Below are 15704 nucleotides of genomic sequence, written 5' to 3'. Positions count from 1 at the left end.
AAGGAGGAGCATTATGCCTACGGTTGCTGCGACGCCCATCACTCCGCCCGATCAGCACGTTGTCACCGCGCGCGAGGCCATCGAGCCGCTTTATGAGAAGCTCGAACTTCAAACGGAATCGCTGGTTCTTTCTGCAGCGCTTGAAGCAGGATGGTCTCCGGACGAGGCAACGGAAGCGCTGGCGGCGCTCAGACTGCAGGACGCGCTGTCCATCCTCGACGAACGATCTGGCCAATAGTTCGAGAAGGTGATCACTACTGCCATGGCGGCAGATCTGCTTGTCTCTTTCCTCTGAGGTCTCACAATATCCGGCGGGATCGAAGAGTCTTTTGAGGCTCAGCGTGCCGCCGGATTTTGAGCGATCCTTCAGTAAATCAACATTATGGTACGCAAGTCTTATCGCGGCTCGTGTTCCTATCCCTCAAGAGCGACCATCCGTCCCTGTCGCATAGACGGATCCAGCTGATTATTGCATACTCAGCGCCGCAATTCGGGACGGGAAACCGCTTCTCACCTTGCCAGGAACGGCTCTAATGCGGCCGAAGTTCTTTGGTCGCGATCAGCATGACGAGATCTTCCGAGGCGTCTGCGAGTGTCAATGCCAATTCCGCGGCCGACCATCCACGTTTCTGCAAACTGACGAGCATTTCCACCATTGCGACTTCGACTTCTCGTCTGCAGCTCGAAATCGGCTTCAATTGGATAACGTTCTCATCACATACGGTAGTCATCTTAGCCTCCGTTCTGCCATTGAAAGGGCAGCGTAAAGAAATTCGACGATAAGTGGATATTGTAGGGTTGCGTACAGACCTCGAGCCATTACGCATAGACATGTATGGCCTCGGCTGCGCGCAACCCCTCGCGCGCCATTATTTGCCGATGTCGGCCTCAGGAGCGTCTCGCATCAGTCTGCACGACGGACCGTAGGATTTTACTGGCGCACCCTCGGAATGATTCCTGTTGCAATCCAACGCTTGCGCAAGGCGCGCACGATTTACTTCTCCGATAGTTCACGACCTATCCTCCCATGTTTGCATCTTTTGTTTTGAACAAGTGTCGTTTTGTGTTCTCGGCGCTTCGACACTACATTGCACCGGCAGTTAAGTATTTGGAACTCCCGAACTTTCTGTCGGAATGAACCATTGCTTATTTAGATATATGAACGGAACGCACTTGTCGTTATCGCAGCATCCAGAAAATTATCGGTCCGTCCATTTCTGCTCGCAGAGGAATATGATAAGTAGCTTATGCACGTAAAGCTTTAGCCAATTCCGCTGGCGGATGGCTGCGCGGTTCAGCCCGCGAAAACATTGTTTGCTTCAGTCTCAACAGCCCGGATGGCTTATGCGCTGGAGGAATTGGATGGTTACAGAATCTGGAGATGACCCCCCTGCGGGACAGGAATGGCCGGCCCACTTGGAGCGGCGGCGCTGGCCGCGCGAACCGCCCCCCCAGAAAGAACATCGGGTGGACATTCCACCGGCGCTGGTGCCCGTGCGATTTTCGACGCACGACCTGCCACCCAAAGAACAGTTCCAGGCTTGGCGATCACATGTGGCGCCGCTTGTGGATGTTCATCTGCCGGACGGCAAATCAGAGGGAGACGGTTTCCTTGCGGAACAGACCGGCTGGCATCTCGGCGATATCCTCATCGTTCAGCAGCGCGCGCAGGCGTGCAGCTATATTCGCGACCAGGCCATGCTGCGATCGAGTCCTATCGATCACTGGAACGTCGGCGTACTGCGCAGCGGCCGGGCCTGGACCGAGGCTAATCGGCATGTAACGGAGACCGGGCCGGGTGAAATATTTTTCAGGTCTCTAGGTTTTCCGTACCGCGGGCGGATGACCGATTCAGCCGCTGTGCTGGTCTTCCTGCCCTATGAACTGTTGACTCGTGATGCGAGTCTTCTGCAGAGCGCCAACAACATAGCCTTCTCCGGCAGCCTGGCTGAATTGCTCGTCAGCTATATCAACGGGCTGGAGGCGAACCTGAGCAATTTGACAGTGGAAGAGGTGCCGCGGATCATACGGACGATTGGCGATATGGTCGTTGCGTGCGCTGCATCATCCACCAGTTTGGATCGCGGTCAGGAACAGACCAATATGGGGCTGATGGAGCGGGCGCATCGCTATATTCACCTCAATCTACATTCGGATAGCTTAACGCCAGAGGTCATGTGCCGTGCGCTGGGCATCTCGCGGACGCGGCTCTACCAATTGTTCGAAACGAGCGGGGGCGTCTTCAACTACATTCGCAAGCGCCGATTGCTGCAGGCCTATGCGGATATTACTAACCCGACCGACAACAGGTCGATCTCAGAGATTGCCGAGGCCGCCGGCTTCGATGTTGCAGCCAATTTCACGCGTGCGTTCAGCCATGAATTCGGGCTCAGCCCGCGGGAGGTTCGAAAGACCATAGCAACCGAGCGCCCGGCCATCTCAGCAACACGTTCCATGCGACGTGTCGGGACAACGATCGGTGATTGGCTAACGCTCGCACGTTGATGTGGAAGGCACCCAAACGGTATATCTCAAGGAATTATCCAGCAGCTTTGCCTTGCGCCATCAAGTTCCATAAGACAGATTACGCCGCTTTTTACATGTAGCCGCAAAGTTAAAGTGTCCTGTTTCTGCAAAGTAAGAATGTCACTCTCCCCGGGTTTTGATGACCTGGGAGATTGCGGATGGGACTGATAGCGATGAGCGAGCGTGATGTGCAGCGGATCGAGATTTTGTCGAAGGTGATTGCCGGCCGCATGACGCTGGTGTCGGCGGCACATGTGCTTGATCTGAGCACACGTCAGGTGCGTCGTCTGCTGGAGCGGATCAAGACTGACGGCGCAGCGTCGATCCGGCACAAGGCGATCGGCCGGCCGTCGAACAACCGGATCAGTGATGGTGTGCGCGATTACGCGGTGACGCTGGTTCGCGAAGGCTATGCAGACTTCGGCCCGACGCTGGCGGCCGAGAAGCTTGCCGAGCGAGATGGATTGCGTGTGTCGCGCGAGACGTTGCGCAGCTGGATGGTTGATGCCGGGCTGTGGCTGTCGCGCAAGCAGCGCCGAACGTTTCATCAGCCGCGGTTGCGGCGCGAAGCCTGTGGCGAGCTGGTGCAGATCGACGGCTCCGAGCACCGCTGGTTTGAGGGCCGCGGTGATCCGTGTTCGCTGCTGGTGTTCGTCGACGATGCGACCGGCAGATTGATGCAGTTGCGCTTTGTCCGCTCGGAAAGCGCCTTCAGCTATTTCGAGGCATTGGCGCTCTATCTGAAGGCGCATGGTGCTCCGGTTGCCTTCTATTCCGACAAGCATTCGGTGTTCCGGGTGGCGAAGAAGGACGCCAGAGGCGGCCAGGGCATGACCCAGTTCGGGCGTGCACTCTCGGAACTAAATATCGAGATTCTTTGCGCAAATTCGAGTCAGGCCAAAGGCCGTGTCGAGCGGATGAACCGGACGCTGCAGGATCGGTTGGTCAAGGAACTGCGACTGGCCGGTATCGACACCATGGAGGCGGGCAACGCGTTTCTGCCTGGCTTCATGGCGGATTACAATGCGCGGTTTGCGATTGCCCCTGCCCGGTGCGATGACCTGCATCGGCCAATGAATCTGGCGCCGGATCGATTGCAAGAGATCCTGTGCAAGCGCGAGCAGCGCTATGTGGGATCGCAGCTGACGTTTTCGTTTGAACGCAAGCGGATCATGCTGGAGGAGACTGAGGTGACGCGCGGTCTGGCCGGTCGCTATGTTGAGACCTACGCCTATGCCGATGGCCGCCTGGATGTGCGCTGGAAGGGGCACTCCCTGCCCTACAAGACCTTCGACAAGGACCAGCGGGTGACGCATGCGGCGATTATCGAGAACAAGCGATTGGGGGATGTTCTGGCCTATATCAAGGAGCGCCAGGAGCAGCAGTCGAAGCCGGCTGTGAAGACCAACAGCGAGAAGAACGGCTATGTGCGACGTGCTCACGGACCGGGACGGCGGAAGGATTTCATGAACGATCCGGCGGTCCTTGCGCGGCGCCAGAAGGCACTGTCGCGGCTTGATGCTGCGGAGTGAATGGTCGATTGAAGAGACTCAAAGCTAAAGCCGAAGAGGTGTGCTTCACCCGCCCCCTCCTTCCCTTGCAACCCGGCCCAGCCGGTCCGGTCGGGGGCTTGCCTCAGTGCAAGTGGAGATGTCGAGTGTCGCATTTCTAAATGGCTGAAGACGCCCCAAAGTGACATTTCTACTTTGCGCAACAGCGGACATTTCAACCTAGCCGCCACATTTACATGTAAGCCGGGTGGGTTCAAGGATGAAGTTGAGTATCGCCAGATAATTTTGGACTTCGGTCACGCACTCTTGGACTGTGCACCCACAGTTTCGGATCTACGCACTCACCTGCCCGAATGCCTGACCTCTCCGCCTGTCAGCGATGCCGGAAACGAACCGGCAACGGATCGAACATCCGCTGCCGAAGATAATTCAACAAGTGGTCTGCTTATTTTGCCGGGGCTTTGTAGGCAGATGCGATTTTGCCCGCCTTTTCTTGGGCGGCCTTGAATTCGGCACCCGTGTACGCTCGCACGGTTTTGATATTCGATACTGCTCCCGATGCGCCGACGACAAGAAGCGCGGGGATCAGGTCAACACCGTCGGGGAATTCTGCGATTACCATCCAGTCGGTTTCGCCGGTCGTGACGTAGAAAGAATGCTGTTTCCCGCCTGCTGCTTCCATGATGGCACGGGCCGCCGCTTCCCGGTCCGATGGATCGGCGATCATTCCCTTCGCTGCCGCGGCTGAATAGCACCCTGTGATTATGAACAGTGGCATAGGACATCCTCCTCAACAATCGGGCAGATCGGCTGATCTGCCGCATATTCAGTATCTCACATCCAGGCGTTCACCGCGATTAGGTAAACCGGAGTAAACCCCGGCGTAGGGCGCCCTGTCGTGCAAGAAGCTCAATGCCGCCCTCTCCTCCGTCGCCGATGCCACTTCCCCGGCACCATTGACATCGTTCCTGGCCCGCTTTCTCATCGTGCTGAGCGCCGTGATGGCGACGATTCTACTCCTGAAGTTCAGTTGAATATTGTGGGTGAAGGCTGTCGCTCGATTCAGGATTATGCGTTTCAGCATCCAAAATCGGCCTTCGACGGTCTCTGATTTTCATAGGCAAAACAAGGTTATCTGGCGGAGCTCATTCAGCTGTGGCAACGCTCAAACCAGACGTGGTCATTCGAGGCAGGCAGTAGAGATTCTCGCGCCTAATGAGGGCTAAAGGTCGCAGAGCTACGTTCAACCAGCTTGCAAGAGACAACTCGACTGCCCGGATAAATCTTCTCGCCCGCTATCAAATCGTTCAGGCACTGCGCACCCTCTCGGCCGAGATCGTAGTATGGTAACGCCGCCGTGGTCAGCTCTGGCTTCAGCGCCATAGTGACTGTTCGAAAATCGTCAAAGCCGACGATGCTGACATCTTGTGGAATCCGCAATCCCAGTGCCATGGCAGCAATGTAGATCTGAATTGCCATTTCGTCGTTGCCGCTCATGATCGCAGTCGGACGGTCGTCTTGTTTGAGCATTTCGGTCGCTGCAGCAAAGACGTAGTTGTTTTCTGCCCCAACAGGCCCATCCATGCCCAGGCTGATAGAGAGGTCGTTCTCTGTGAGACCGAATTCGCTTGTCGTTCGGCGAAATGCATCCAAGCGCAGTTCGGCTCCCAATAGGATCGGATTGAGCCGGATGTAACCGATTCTGCGATGACGCCGTTCAAGGAGATACCGGGTAAGATCTCGCGCCCCCTGATAATCATCGGGCTCGATAGACGGCAGGAGCTCCCTTGTTTGCGGCCGACAATTTATCATCACGGTTGGAATGCTGACATCGCCGGTCTCCGGATCCACAATGCGGCGGTACATGGTTACATACAGGACTCCATCAATGCGATGGGACTGGAACATTTTCCAGATTTCCACCTCTCGCTCGGACGAACCACCGGTGTTGGCTATCAGGATGGTTTTCCCATTCGCATTGGCCCAATCCTGAATTCCGCGGACAATATCAACCGAATAAGGCGTCGTGGAAACATAATCGGTGATAATCCCAAAGGTGTTGGAGCGGCTGGATCGTATGAGGCGCGCCGCCATATTCGGGATATAGCCGAGGTCCCGAATAGCCTTTTCCACCCTCTCCCGGGTTTCCTCAGTCACGTAGGGCTCGCCATTGATGACGCGAGAGACTGTTTTATTCGAAACCCCTGCCGCTTTCGCGACGCTCACGATGCTTACCATTTCCGCCAATTCTCCTGATGCGGGTCTGTTGTAATCCACACAAATGACAACGTCGACATATTTTTCTGACAACGTCGACAATTGGAATTGACAACGTCGTCATAGCACGCCTATGGTCCTGACAATGGAGCAGCCTGAGGCAAGTGCTTCCGGCGGAACAAGGGAGGAACTCATGAAGAAACTGCTTGGCGCCAGCGCGCTCGCGCTCGTTTGCATTACGGCCTCCGCCAAGGCCGAGACCATCAATATCCTTGTGGAAGGCGGCGGCGAAATGCTGCAGAAGGCAGCCGCAGAGAAGTTCTCGGCCGAGACCGGTATCAAGGTGGACTTCACCGTCGTTCCCTATCAAGGCGTCTTCGACAAGTTTTCGGCCGAAATCGCCTCAGGTTCGTCGGCGTTCGATGTGGTAACGATCGACGTCGTGTGGAACGCGAAATTCGCAAGCCATGTCGAAGACCTTGCGCCGCTTTTCACCGATGCAGTTCGCAAGGACCTGCCGCCTGCCTTGCTTGCCGACGCGAAGATCGGTGACAAACTGATCGGCATGCCTGCTTGGGCCAATGCCGAAGTTGTTTTTTATCGCAAGGACCTCTTCGACAAGCCTGAGGAACAGAAAGCGTTCCAGGCAAAATATGGTTATCCCCTCGCGCCGCCGAAGACTTGGCAGCAATGGCGCGACATCGCAACATTCTTCACCCGAGACACAGATGGTGACGGCAAGACCGACTTTTGGGGCACCGACACGATCGGCAGCTTCTCCGAAGAATGGATGGCGCATGTGCTTCAGGCGGGCTCGCCAGGTGTAATCCTCGACAAGGATGGGAAGGTGATCATCGACAACGAAGCGCATAGGAAGGCGCTCGAATTCTACATCGCGCCGCACTGCATCGATCATTCCGTGCCCGAAAACGTGAACGAGATCGGCTGGGGCGAGGCTCAGAACCTGTTCTATCAAGGCAAGACAGCGATGATGAAATTCTGGGCGCACGCCTACAAGATGACGCCCACCGATTCCAAGGTCAGCGGAAAGGTCGGCGTCGCCCCAATGCTGGCCGGCGATGCAGGAGTCGGGGCAATTCCGGGTCCTTGGTACAATGTCGTTCCGTCGACGTCCCAGCACAAGGAAGCGGCCAAGAAGTTCATAGCTTTCGCGATCGCCAACAATGCCCTGGGTATCGAAGCGCCGCTTGGGTTGGCTGCGACGAACTCGGCCTATAACGGCTATGCCAGCAAGCCCGGTTATGAGCATTTCACGCCGCTGCTTGAGACGTTGAGTGCTCCTGCGACGCAAGGCCGTCCGCTTAACGAAAAATATCAGGAAATTGTCGACGAAGCGGTTCTTCCAGCTGTGCAACAGGCCCTGACGTGCAAAGCGGATGTCGGCAAGGTCCTGGCGGACGCCAAGGAAACGATCGAAGACATCCTCGAGTAATCCCTCGGCGGCGAGGAGGCCGGGGTGGTCCTCCTCGCATCATCAGCTTTCGGAGAGCGCCATGTCGGGTGAAGACCGATTCGTGCTGTGCATGCTTGCGCCGGCCCTCGCCATCCTTGGCTTGCTGGTCGCATACCCGGTAGGGCTTTTAGTGTTCGATTCCTTTTTTAAGGTCGATACCATTACTCCCCACATACGAGAGTGGATCGGGCTCAAGAACTATATCGATGCGCTCACCTCGAAACGCGTCGCGGAAAGCGCATTCAGAACAATTCAGTACTCGATCTTTGCGCTGTTCTTCGAATTTACCTTCGGTTTCTGCGCCGCTCTGCTGTTCACGGCGCTCCCAGGCCAGTCGCGCTGGCACCGCACGATCTTCACGCTGCCATTAATGGTGCCGCCCATTGTCGCCGGCCTATTGTGGCGCTTTCTCCTGGTCGGGAACATCGGCATCTTGAATTACGGGCTCGTCCATCTGGGCGTCATCAGCGACCCCGATGCGATTGCCTGGTTGTCCGATGAAGATATCGTCATCTATTCCGTTTCTTTCGCCGATATCTGGCTAACGACATCCTTTGTCGCCCTCGTCTCCTACGCCGGATTAACCAACATTCCCAAAGACCTGCTCGAGGCCGCGCGGATCGACGGCGCGAACGCGTTCAAACGCTTCTGGCATGTCACGCTGCCGCTGATGCGCCCGGTGATCGCCGTTGTCGTCATCGTGCGTGGGGTGGATGCGGCCAAGACTTTCGACCTCATCTGGATTCAGACGCAAGGTGGTCCCAACCACGCTTCTGAAGTGTTTTCGATGAACATCTATCAGCGCATGGTGCGCTTCGGCGATCTCGGCGAGGCGTCGGCCTCCGGCACGCTGTTTCTGATCGTCATGATGCTTCTGGCTGCCGCTGCCTATTGGAAGATATGGAGGCCGGTCCATGCTTAGTGCGCGCCGCCTGAATCTCAACGGCATCGTGATCAATTCCGCCGCGCTCGTCCTCGTCCTGTCCTATGCGCTGCCCTACGTTTATCTGCTCATGACGTCGATCAAGCCGGCAGCGGATGTCCAGCAGATCCCGCCGAGCTTCTTTCCCGTCGTGACCTCTTTCCAGAATTTTCGCGAAGTCCTGCAATCATCGACCCTGCCGCGGGCCTTCGCAAGCTCGCTGACGGTGGCGGTACTGACAACCATCCTTTCCCTCGCTGTGGCGGTTCCGGCCGCTTATGTCGCGACCCACTACCGGCGCCGGATCACCACCCTGTTCCTGCTTTTCGCGCTGGTCACGCGCATGGTGCCCTCGGTGTCGCTCGGCGTGCCGTTGTTCCAGCTTCTGAAGTCGCTCGGTCTGCTGGATACCGTTCCCGGTCTGGTGCTCGCCCACACATCAGCCGCGGTACCTCTTGCGCTTCTTCTCATGGCAGCCTTCTTTGAAGGCGTTCCGAAGGATCTGGAAGAGGCGGCGCGCATGGACGGCTGCACCCGTTTCCAGGCTTTTCTGAAGGTCATTCTTCCGATCATGACGGGCGGAATCGCCGTCACCGCGCTCTTTACCTTCATCACGAGTTGGAACGAGTTCCTCTACGCTCTGCTGCTGACGTCAGAGGCGACCAAAACGGCACCGATCGTCATTGCTGAATACAACTCAGTCTATGGCCTTGCCTGGGGAGCGATGACGGCGGCGGCCGTGCTCTATTCGCTGCCCGTCATCATCGTAACACTCGCACTTCAAAAGCAGATCGTCGGCGGCCTGACTTTCGGCGCTGTAAAAGGATGAGGGAGGCGGAGACATGGCCGGTATAGAACTACGCAACGTCAACAAGATCTACGGCAACAGCTTTCATGCGCTACACGACCTGAATTTCAACATCAGGGATGGTGAGTTCATGGTGTTTGTCGGTCCCTCGGGATGTGGGAAATCGACGGCGCTTCGGATGATCGCCGGCCTTGAGAGCGTTTCGAGCGGCGAACTCAGGATCGGGGACAGGGTCGTCAACGATGTCGATCCCAAGGATCGCGACATCGCCATGGTCTTTCAATCTTACGCGCTGTACCCGCACAAGACCGTGCGCGAAAACATCGCCTTTCCACTGCTAATGGCGGGGTTGCCAAAATCCGTCATCGCCAGGCGCGTGGATGAGGCCGCGCGCATCCTCGAACTGACGGCTCTGCTCGACCGCAAACCGGCGCTGCTCTCCGGCGGCCAGCGGCAGCGCGTCGCCATGGGTCGGGCGATCGTCCGCCAGCCGTCCGCCTTCCTGATGGATGAACCGCTGTCCAATCTCGATGCAAAACTGCGTGTGCAGATGCGCGCCGAGATTGCCAGCCTCCAGAGAAAACTAAACGTCACCACCATCTACGTCACTCACGATCAGGTCGAGGCAATGACGATGGGTGACCGTGTCGCTGTCATGAAGGGCGGTGTGCTGCAGCAAGTCGACACACCGCAAAACCTGTACAGCCGCCCTGACAACGTCTTTGTTGCGGCTTTTATCGGATCGCCCTCGATGAACTTGTACGAGGCCGTTCTGAATGGAAGGACGGTGACCCTGGGCAGCAACAGTTTCGAAATTCCTGACCGGGTTTTCGAATGCCGTCCCTCGCTGAACGGTGCGTCTAACCGTCAAATTCTCCTCGGTATCCGGCCCGAGCACATGAACGACGCTGCAATCCGGCCTTCTCCCGCCGAGATCTCGGCCCCGGTCACTCTTGTTGAGGCGCTAGGTTCTGAATCCATGGTGCATCTGAATATCGATGCACCTTGGGTCGATGCTGGCGACCCGGACGCCATCGCCGACATCGGCGACGAAAAAGCTGCTGTAGCCCGTTTTTCCCCAAAGAGCACGGTGCGAGCAGGTGACATCGCGCGCATAGCTGTCGATGCCGAAGAACTTCACTTCTTTGACCCGGACACCCGCACCAGCATCTGGTGATGGCATAGCCAAAACAAAACAAGATTACTCTCGCCGTCCGAGGAGGCATTACAATGCTTAGCGAAAATTGTTACGACGTCACGAAGTATCCAGCAGGCAATCCTCGTGAGGATATTGGCGCCGTCATCAATAACATCATTGCGGATATTAAAAACAGGCAAGCGGTTGTCGATGCAAATGACGGCGGAAAACCTGGATCAGTTATCTATATACCGCCAGGCGATTATCGTCTTGTCACTCAAGTCGTGATAGACGTGAGCTATCTGAAAATCGTTGGCTCTGGGCATGGTTTTACGTCGTCGAGCATCCGTTTCAACACACCCGCAAGCGAGCTAGCCCACTGGCACGAGGTGTGGCCGGGCGGAAGTCGTATACTTGTGGACATTTCTCCAGAGGCGGCAGACGGTGAGGCTGCTGGTGCCGCGTTTTATGTCAAGCGCGGCGGAAATCCTCGTATAAGCTCTGTGGAGTTTGCTGACTTTTGCATCGATGGCTTGCACTTCATCGATGATGGTTCGGGGCAAAACGACGCAGAAAACACATACAGGAATGGCAAAACGGGAATTTACGTCGGCAGCGCCAATGACTCATTCCGAATAACCGGGATGGGCCTTATCTACCTGGAGCATGGAGTTACTGTTCATGATGCGGATGCGCTCGCAATAGACAACAATTTCATCGCAGAGTGCGGCAACTGTATCGAACTGAAAGGCATGGGGCAGGCCTCAAGAATAGCAAATAATTTCGTCGGCGCCGGATATAGGGGACACTCAATTTACGCCGAGAATTACGCGGGCATTCTGGTATCCTCAAATAACGTATTTCCTCGAGGAGCGAGCAGTGTCCATTTCTCCGGCGTGGTGCGCTCCTCGGTCACAGGAAATAGGTTCCATTCCTTTTATCCAGGAATGTTGGTTTTTGCTGCTAACTGCTGCGAGAATTTGGTCTCCTCAAATCACTTTCTGCGAGATCGCGAGCCATGGGCGCCGATGCAGAAGTACGACAACGGCTTGGATGATCTATTTGGGCTTTTGCAGATTGACGGCAGCAACAATTCGCTGATCGCGAACCATATTTCGGAAACCATAGACGCTCAATATATCAGGCCTCCCGCAGCAAAACCCGTAATAATTAATGTAGTTTCCGGCAGTGGAAACTACATAGCCAACAATCACATTGTGGCCACCACCGAGATACCTCAAAATGACAGGACCGATGCGCCAAACAGCGCCTGTTTTTCAACACAAGTAACCGCATTGCTTTCAGTCGGGAATTCGACAGCGCTCGACGTAACGACAGTGCTGGTGCACAAGGACTCCGTACGGAATACAGTCCTAGACTCCGGAAATGTCGAACAAGTGGTGATGGACAGAACGGTAAATGCATTCAGGGGCAATCCGGTTCCTGGGCAATAGAACCCGCAGCCGCAAGGCCTCTTCCGCCGTCATGGGACCGAAAGTCCTCCCCTGCATAATTTGAGCCAGTCTTCGGACCGGCCGTACTTCACTTAGATTGCGTCTCCAAATGGCTAAAGCGATTGTCTCATTTGCTTCGGGCGAGCGTTTGGAATTCTGGGCAACCGGCCCTGGGGCCGTCACCATTTCACAATATGGTGAGACCCTCTGGCATGTGCCCGCTTTCGAAGCTCATCCATCATACTATTCCTATCACCACCGCGAGGCCGGCAGCGTTCTCGTTGAATGGGACCGGCCGGAAGCATTCCTTTGGGCCTACTCCTACGATCCGGCAACCGTTGCGGAGGCCGGCATAAAGCTATGGGAATTCAACACGGATGAAATTCTAATTCGCGCAAGAAGCGAAATTGGCACATGGCTGCGAAGCGATCCTCAGCGGCCTCGAATTCATTTTTCTCCTTGTCGCAACTGGATGAACGATCCCGTGGGTCTCTGCAGGATCGGCGACTGCTGGCACCTGTTTTATCAATTCCATCCATGCGGCGGCGACTGGGGGCCAATGCACTGGGGACATGCTACCAGCCCTGACCTGTTCACTTGGACACACATGCCGGTTTTCCTCCATCCGGAGCAGAACCTCTGGCGTCTCGGTGCAACCGGAGGCGCATTCTCCGGCAATGCATTTCAGGACAGGGATGGCAGCCTGATGTTCTTCTATACGGAACGCCTGCCCGCCTATGACCTTTTCAAAGGCTATCGAGAAATACAGAAGATCGCCCGGCCGGACCGGCGGATGATCAAGGCGGAAAGCATCTCGACCGTGCTCGAGCAACGACCCGAAGGAATTGAGCACGATTTCCGCGATCCAAAGGTGTGGTGGGATGAAGCCTCCGGCGCTTATCGCATGGTGCTCGGAGCTTCTATTCATGGCGACCCGGCAGTCTTGCTTTATGGTTCGGAGGATCTGCTTGAGTGGAAATACCTGGGACCGCTGTACCGTGCGCCGCCCTATTTCCGCGAGCAGGGCGCCAGGGCAGTTGAATGCCCTGACTTTTTTTCCATCGACGGCAAATGGGTGCTGATCATGGGACTTGTCGGACACTGTGATCCTGACAGCGGGCGACACAACCTGCTCTATGGGCTCGTCGGGAGTTTCGCCGATGACCGCTTCATTCCGGACTCCGATGCGCTGCAACTCCTCGATTTCGGCAGCGACTTTTATGCGATGCAGAGCTTCGCGGCGGGTGGCAGGCAGATCGCGTTTGCGTGGCTCTTCAATTGGGAGTTCCGCAAGCCTGCCGGATCGCCGTATTCCGGCGAGTTGTCGTTACCCCGCGAGCTATCGCTGGATGCGCGCAACAGGATATGTATGAGACCCGCCGACGAAGTGGAGGAGGCTCTCCCTCATGCGCCTCTGTCTTCCGCAGAGCCCGGCAGATATGTTCTGGAAGAAGCGTCCATCGACATCCGACTGAACGGGATGCTAGACGGTACAAGGATCACCGCGACCGAAGCCGGACGATTGTCATTTTCCATCCTGGTGGAAGATCAAAGTATCTCCGTGCATCTGCCACAAGACGACGGATCGATCCGTTATGCCGCGGCCATTGCCGATGCAACGGATTTGAGAGTCATCCACGACAAGGGCATCTTAGAGATTTTTGCTGACGGAGGAGCCGTCTGCGGCACGCGGCGCAACTATCTCAACGTCAGACCGGACAATCTTGTAATTCTATCGAAGGCACATGTGAGCGTTTTGAGAGAGTAATCGCATCGTGCTGAAGTCGCTCTAAGGGATAGTCGCAAAGCTAAGCTAAGTTGGAATGTGACACTCCCCGCATCTGATGATGCGGGAGATTGCGGACGGGACTGGTTGCATGTGCTTGATCCGAGACGTCGTTACCTATCGCACCTCGAATTCCGGATCTGTGGGAACCTGCATAGCGAGAGCGAGATAATTTGTCTGCGCGGCAAGCCCGATGATCGTTAGCAGTTCGCCATGCTGGGCATCGGTCATGCCGCGCGTGCGGGCGGCTGCGGTGTGGGATTGAATGCAGTACTGGCAGGCATTGGCCGTCGACACGGCGATGTAGATCATCTCCCGCGTCAACGGATCAATCGCGCCTTCGACCGTCATGACCGATTTGAGCGTCTCCCATACCCGCTTGAGATTTGCCGGATCGTTTGCAAGAGCACGCCAGAAATTGTTGATGAAATCGGTCTTGCGTGTCGCTCTGATGTCATCGAACACGGCTTGCACGGCTGGAATGGCTGCCGCCTCTTGGTCCGACAGAAGCTTGACTGTTGCCATCGAAAGTTCCTTTCCGAGCGCCGATCTACGGCCTCAAAGCATATTTTTCTCGGCGATCCCACTCTGCCGGGCGGTACATACGAAGAAATGACAATGGCCGCCAGCCTCCCTCCCGGCGAGGAAATCGAAGACAGCTGTTTCAGGAAAACAGGCAAAATTAGAAATTATTGTCTACAGATTTTATAGATTATACGGTTCCATAGCCCCGTCGACTTTCAGCGATGAGATTTCGAACGTCCGATGAACCTTTCTTCGGGCGCTGGCGACCTGCCGACTTCTTCCAATATCAACAGGAGATTTCCATGAGCAATCCGGTTCTCGTCAATCAGATCATTCCCGAATCCGATGTCGTTCCGCTGACCGGCCGTGTCGGAGCCGAAATCAGAGGTATCCGCCTTGGCGGAGATCTTTCGGATGCAACGGTGGCAGCCATCAACCAGCTTCTCCTGAAACACAAGGTCATCTTCTTCCGCGATCAGGGACATCTGGACGATTCCGAACAGGAAGCCTTCACGCGCCGGCTCGGCGATCTCGTGCCTCATCCGACCCAGGGACCGGTCGCCGGCACGGCTTCCATCCTCAACCTCGATTCCAGCCGCGGCGGCGGCCGGGCGGACCAGTGGCACACAGACGTCACATTCGTTGATGCCTATCCCAAATTCTCCGTCCTTCGCGGCGTCGTCATTCCGGCGGCCGGTGGTGACACGATCTGGTCCAATACCCATGCCGCATATGAAAGCCTGCCGGCGCCGCTCAAACTGCTGGCCGACAATTTGTGGGCCATTCATAGCAACGCCTATGACTATGCCGCCGTGCGCCCTCGCGCCACCGCCGAAGAGAAGAAGTTTTTCGAAGAGGTTTTCACCTCCACGATCTACGAGACCGAGCACCCGGTCGTGCGTGTTCATCCGGAGACCGGCGAAAGATCGCTGCTGCTCGGCAACTTCGTTCAGCGCCTTGTCGGACTGTCGAAGAGCGACTCCGCGAAACTGTACGAGGTGTTCCAGTCCTACGTCACCGCCCCGGAAAATACCGTGCGCTGGCGCTGGAGAGCCGGAGATGTCGCGATCTGGGACAACCGCGCAACCCAGCACTATGCCGTCAACGACTATGGCGACCAGCACCGCGTCGTGCGCCGTGCCACGGTTGACGGCGATGTTCCCTTCAGCATCGACGGTCGCCGCAGCATAACCCATGTCAAGGCCGCCAAGCCGCAAGCAAAGGCGGCGTGATCCCACATACATGAGTGTTGGCCGGCACATGAAGCGACCAGAGCTTCATCTGCCGGTCGACACCTTCCAGGACAGACGGCGGACGGCCGGAGACCCCTCGCAAAGAAGCCC

At 56.4% G+C, this 15704-nt stretch carries 14 protein-coding genes; 10 read left to right on the top strand and 4 right to left on the bottom strand.

Translation table 11 applies throughout. The features are described from left to right. Positions 1-13 precede the first annotated feature (13 nt). Entirely contained in the window at positions 14-238 is a 225-nt protein-coding gene (locus tag J2J98_RS25605) for a hypothetical protein (protein ID WP_064695708.1), read from the top strand. Between the two features lie 292 nt (positions 239-530). Here the strand turns inward: J2J98_RS25605 and J2J98_RS25600 are convergent, their stop codons facing one another. After that, positions 531-731 (bottom strand): hypothetical protein, encoded by a 201-nt coding sequence (locus J2J98_RS25600; RefSeq protein ID WP_064710731.1) that lies wholly within the window; start codon positions 729-731, stop codon positions 531-533. Positions 732-1362: 631 nt separating this feature from the next. On the opposite strand from J2J98_RS25600, the gene J2J98_RS25595 reads away from it, so the two are divergent. Next, complete coding sequence (locus J2J98_RS25595) at positions 1363-2505, top strand: helix-turn-helix domain-containing protein (protein WP_207603601.1); 1143 nt, start codon at positions 1363-1365, stop codon at positions 2503-2505. 179 nt (positions 2506-2684) lie between these two features. Beyond that, positions 2685-4058, top strand: coding sequence for an ISNCY family transposase (locus J2J98_RS25590; RefSeq protein WP_207601025.1), 1374 nt, complete (start codon positions 2685-2687; stop codon positions 4056-4058). A 424-nt stretch (positions 4059-4482) separates the two neighbouring features. Here J2J98_RS25590 and J2J98_RS25585 read toward each other — a convergent pair whose 3' ends face one another. Beyond that, the gene (locus J2J98_RS25585) at positions 4483-4815 is read right to left on the bottom strand and encodes a GYD domain-containing protein (RefSeq protein WP_064695711.1); all 333 of its coding nucleotides are present in this window, start codon (positions 4813-4815) and stop codon (positions 4483-4485) included. Between the two features lie 434 nt (positions 4816-5249). Beyond that, positions 5250-6275, bottom strand: coding sequence for a LacI family DNA-binding transcriptional regulator (locus J2J98_RS25580; RefSeq protein WP_064707088.1), 1026 nt, complete (start codon positions 6273-6275; stop codon positions 5250-5252). Positions 6276-6447: 172 nt separating this feature from the next. On the opposite strand from J2J98_RS25580, the gene J2J98_RS25575 reads away from it, so the two are divergent. The 6 genes from J2J98_RS25575 to J2J98_RS25550 all read left to right on the top strand — a co-directional run bounded on the left by J2J98_RS25575 (position 6448) and on the right by J2J98_RS25550 (position 13818). Further along, complete coding sequence (locus J2J98_RS25575; RefSeq protein WP_207603600.1) at positions 6448-7707, top strand: ABC transporter substrate-binding protein; 1260 nt, start codon at positions 6448-6450, stop codon at positions 7705-7707. Between the two features lie 61 nt (positions 7708-7768). Beyond that, positions 7769-8650 carry a carbohydrate ABC transporter permease gene (locus J2J98_RS25570; RefSeq protein ID WP_064707090.1) on the top strand — a complete coding sequence of 294 codons (882 nt, stop codon included), beginning with the start codon at positions 7769-7771 and terminating at the stop codon, positions 8648-8650. Next, positions 8643-9479, top strand: a complete 837-nt coding sequence (locus tag J2J98_RS25565; RefSeq protein ID WP_064707091.1) for a carbohydrate ABC transporter permease — start codon at positions 8643-8645, stop codon at positions 9477-9479. Before J2J98_RS25570 ends, J2J98_RS25565 begins: the two co-directional genes overlap by 8 nt. Positions 9480-9492: 13 nt before the next feature. Further along, positions 9493-10635, top strand: a complete 1143-nt coding sequence (locus J2J98_RS25560) for an ABC transporter ATP-binding protein (RefSeq protein ID WP_138395612.1) — start codon at positions 9493-9495, stop codon at positions 10633-10635. A gap of 53 nt (positions 10636-10688) precedes the next feature. Then, complete coding sequence (locus tag J2J98_RS25555; RefSeq protein WP_207603599.1) at positions 10689-12050, top strand: NosD domain-containing protein; 1362 nt, start codon at positions 10689-10691, stop codon at positions 12048-12050. A gap of 109 nt (positions 12051-12159) precedes the next feature. Then, a complete protein-coding gene (locus J2J98_RS25550; RefSeq protein WP_207603598.1) occupies positions 12160-13818 on the top strand; it encodes a glycoside hydrolase family protein in 1659 nt (552 codons plus the stop codon). Positions 13819-13953: 135 nt separating this feature from the next. Here J2J98_RS25550 and J2J98_RS25545 read toward each other — a convergent pair whose 3' ends face one another. Further along, entirely contained in the window at positions 13954-14361 is a 408-nt protein-coding gene (locus tag J2J98_RS25545; RefSeq protein ID WP_064713440.1) for a carboxymuconolactone decarboxylase family protein, read from the bottom strand. 302 nt (positions 14362-14663) lie between these two features. Between J2J98_RS25545 and J2J98_RS25540 the strand changes: the two genes are divergently transcribed. Then, entirely contained in the window at positions 14664-15593 is a 930-nt protein-coding gene (locus tag J2J98_RS25540; RefSeq protein ID WP_064713439.1) for a TauD/TfdA dioxygenase family protein, read from the top strand. The last annotated feature ends 111 nt before the right edge of the window (positions 15594-15704 follow it).

The organism is Rhizobium bangladeshense (assembly GCF_017357245.1).
Lineage (GTDB): Bacteria > Pseudomonadota > Alphaproteobacteria > Rhizobiales > Rhizobiaceae > Rhizobium > Rhizobium bangladeshense.
The sequence above is the reverse complement of the archived record's forward strand: the minus strand, read 5'-3'. Positions and strand labels throughout refer to the sequence as shown.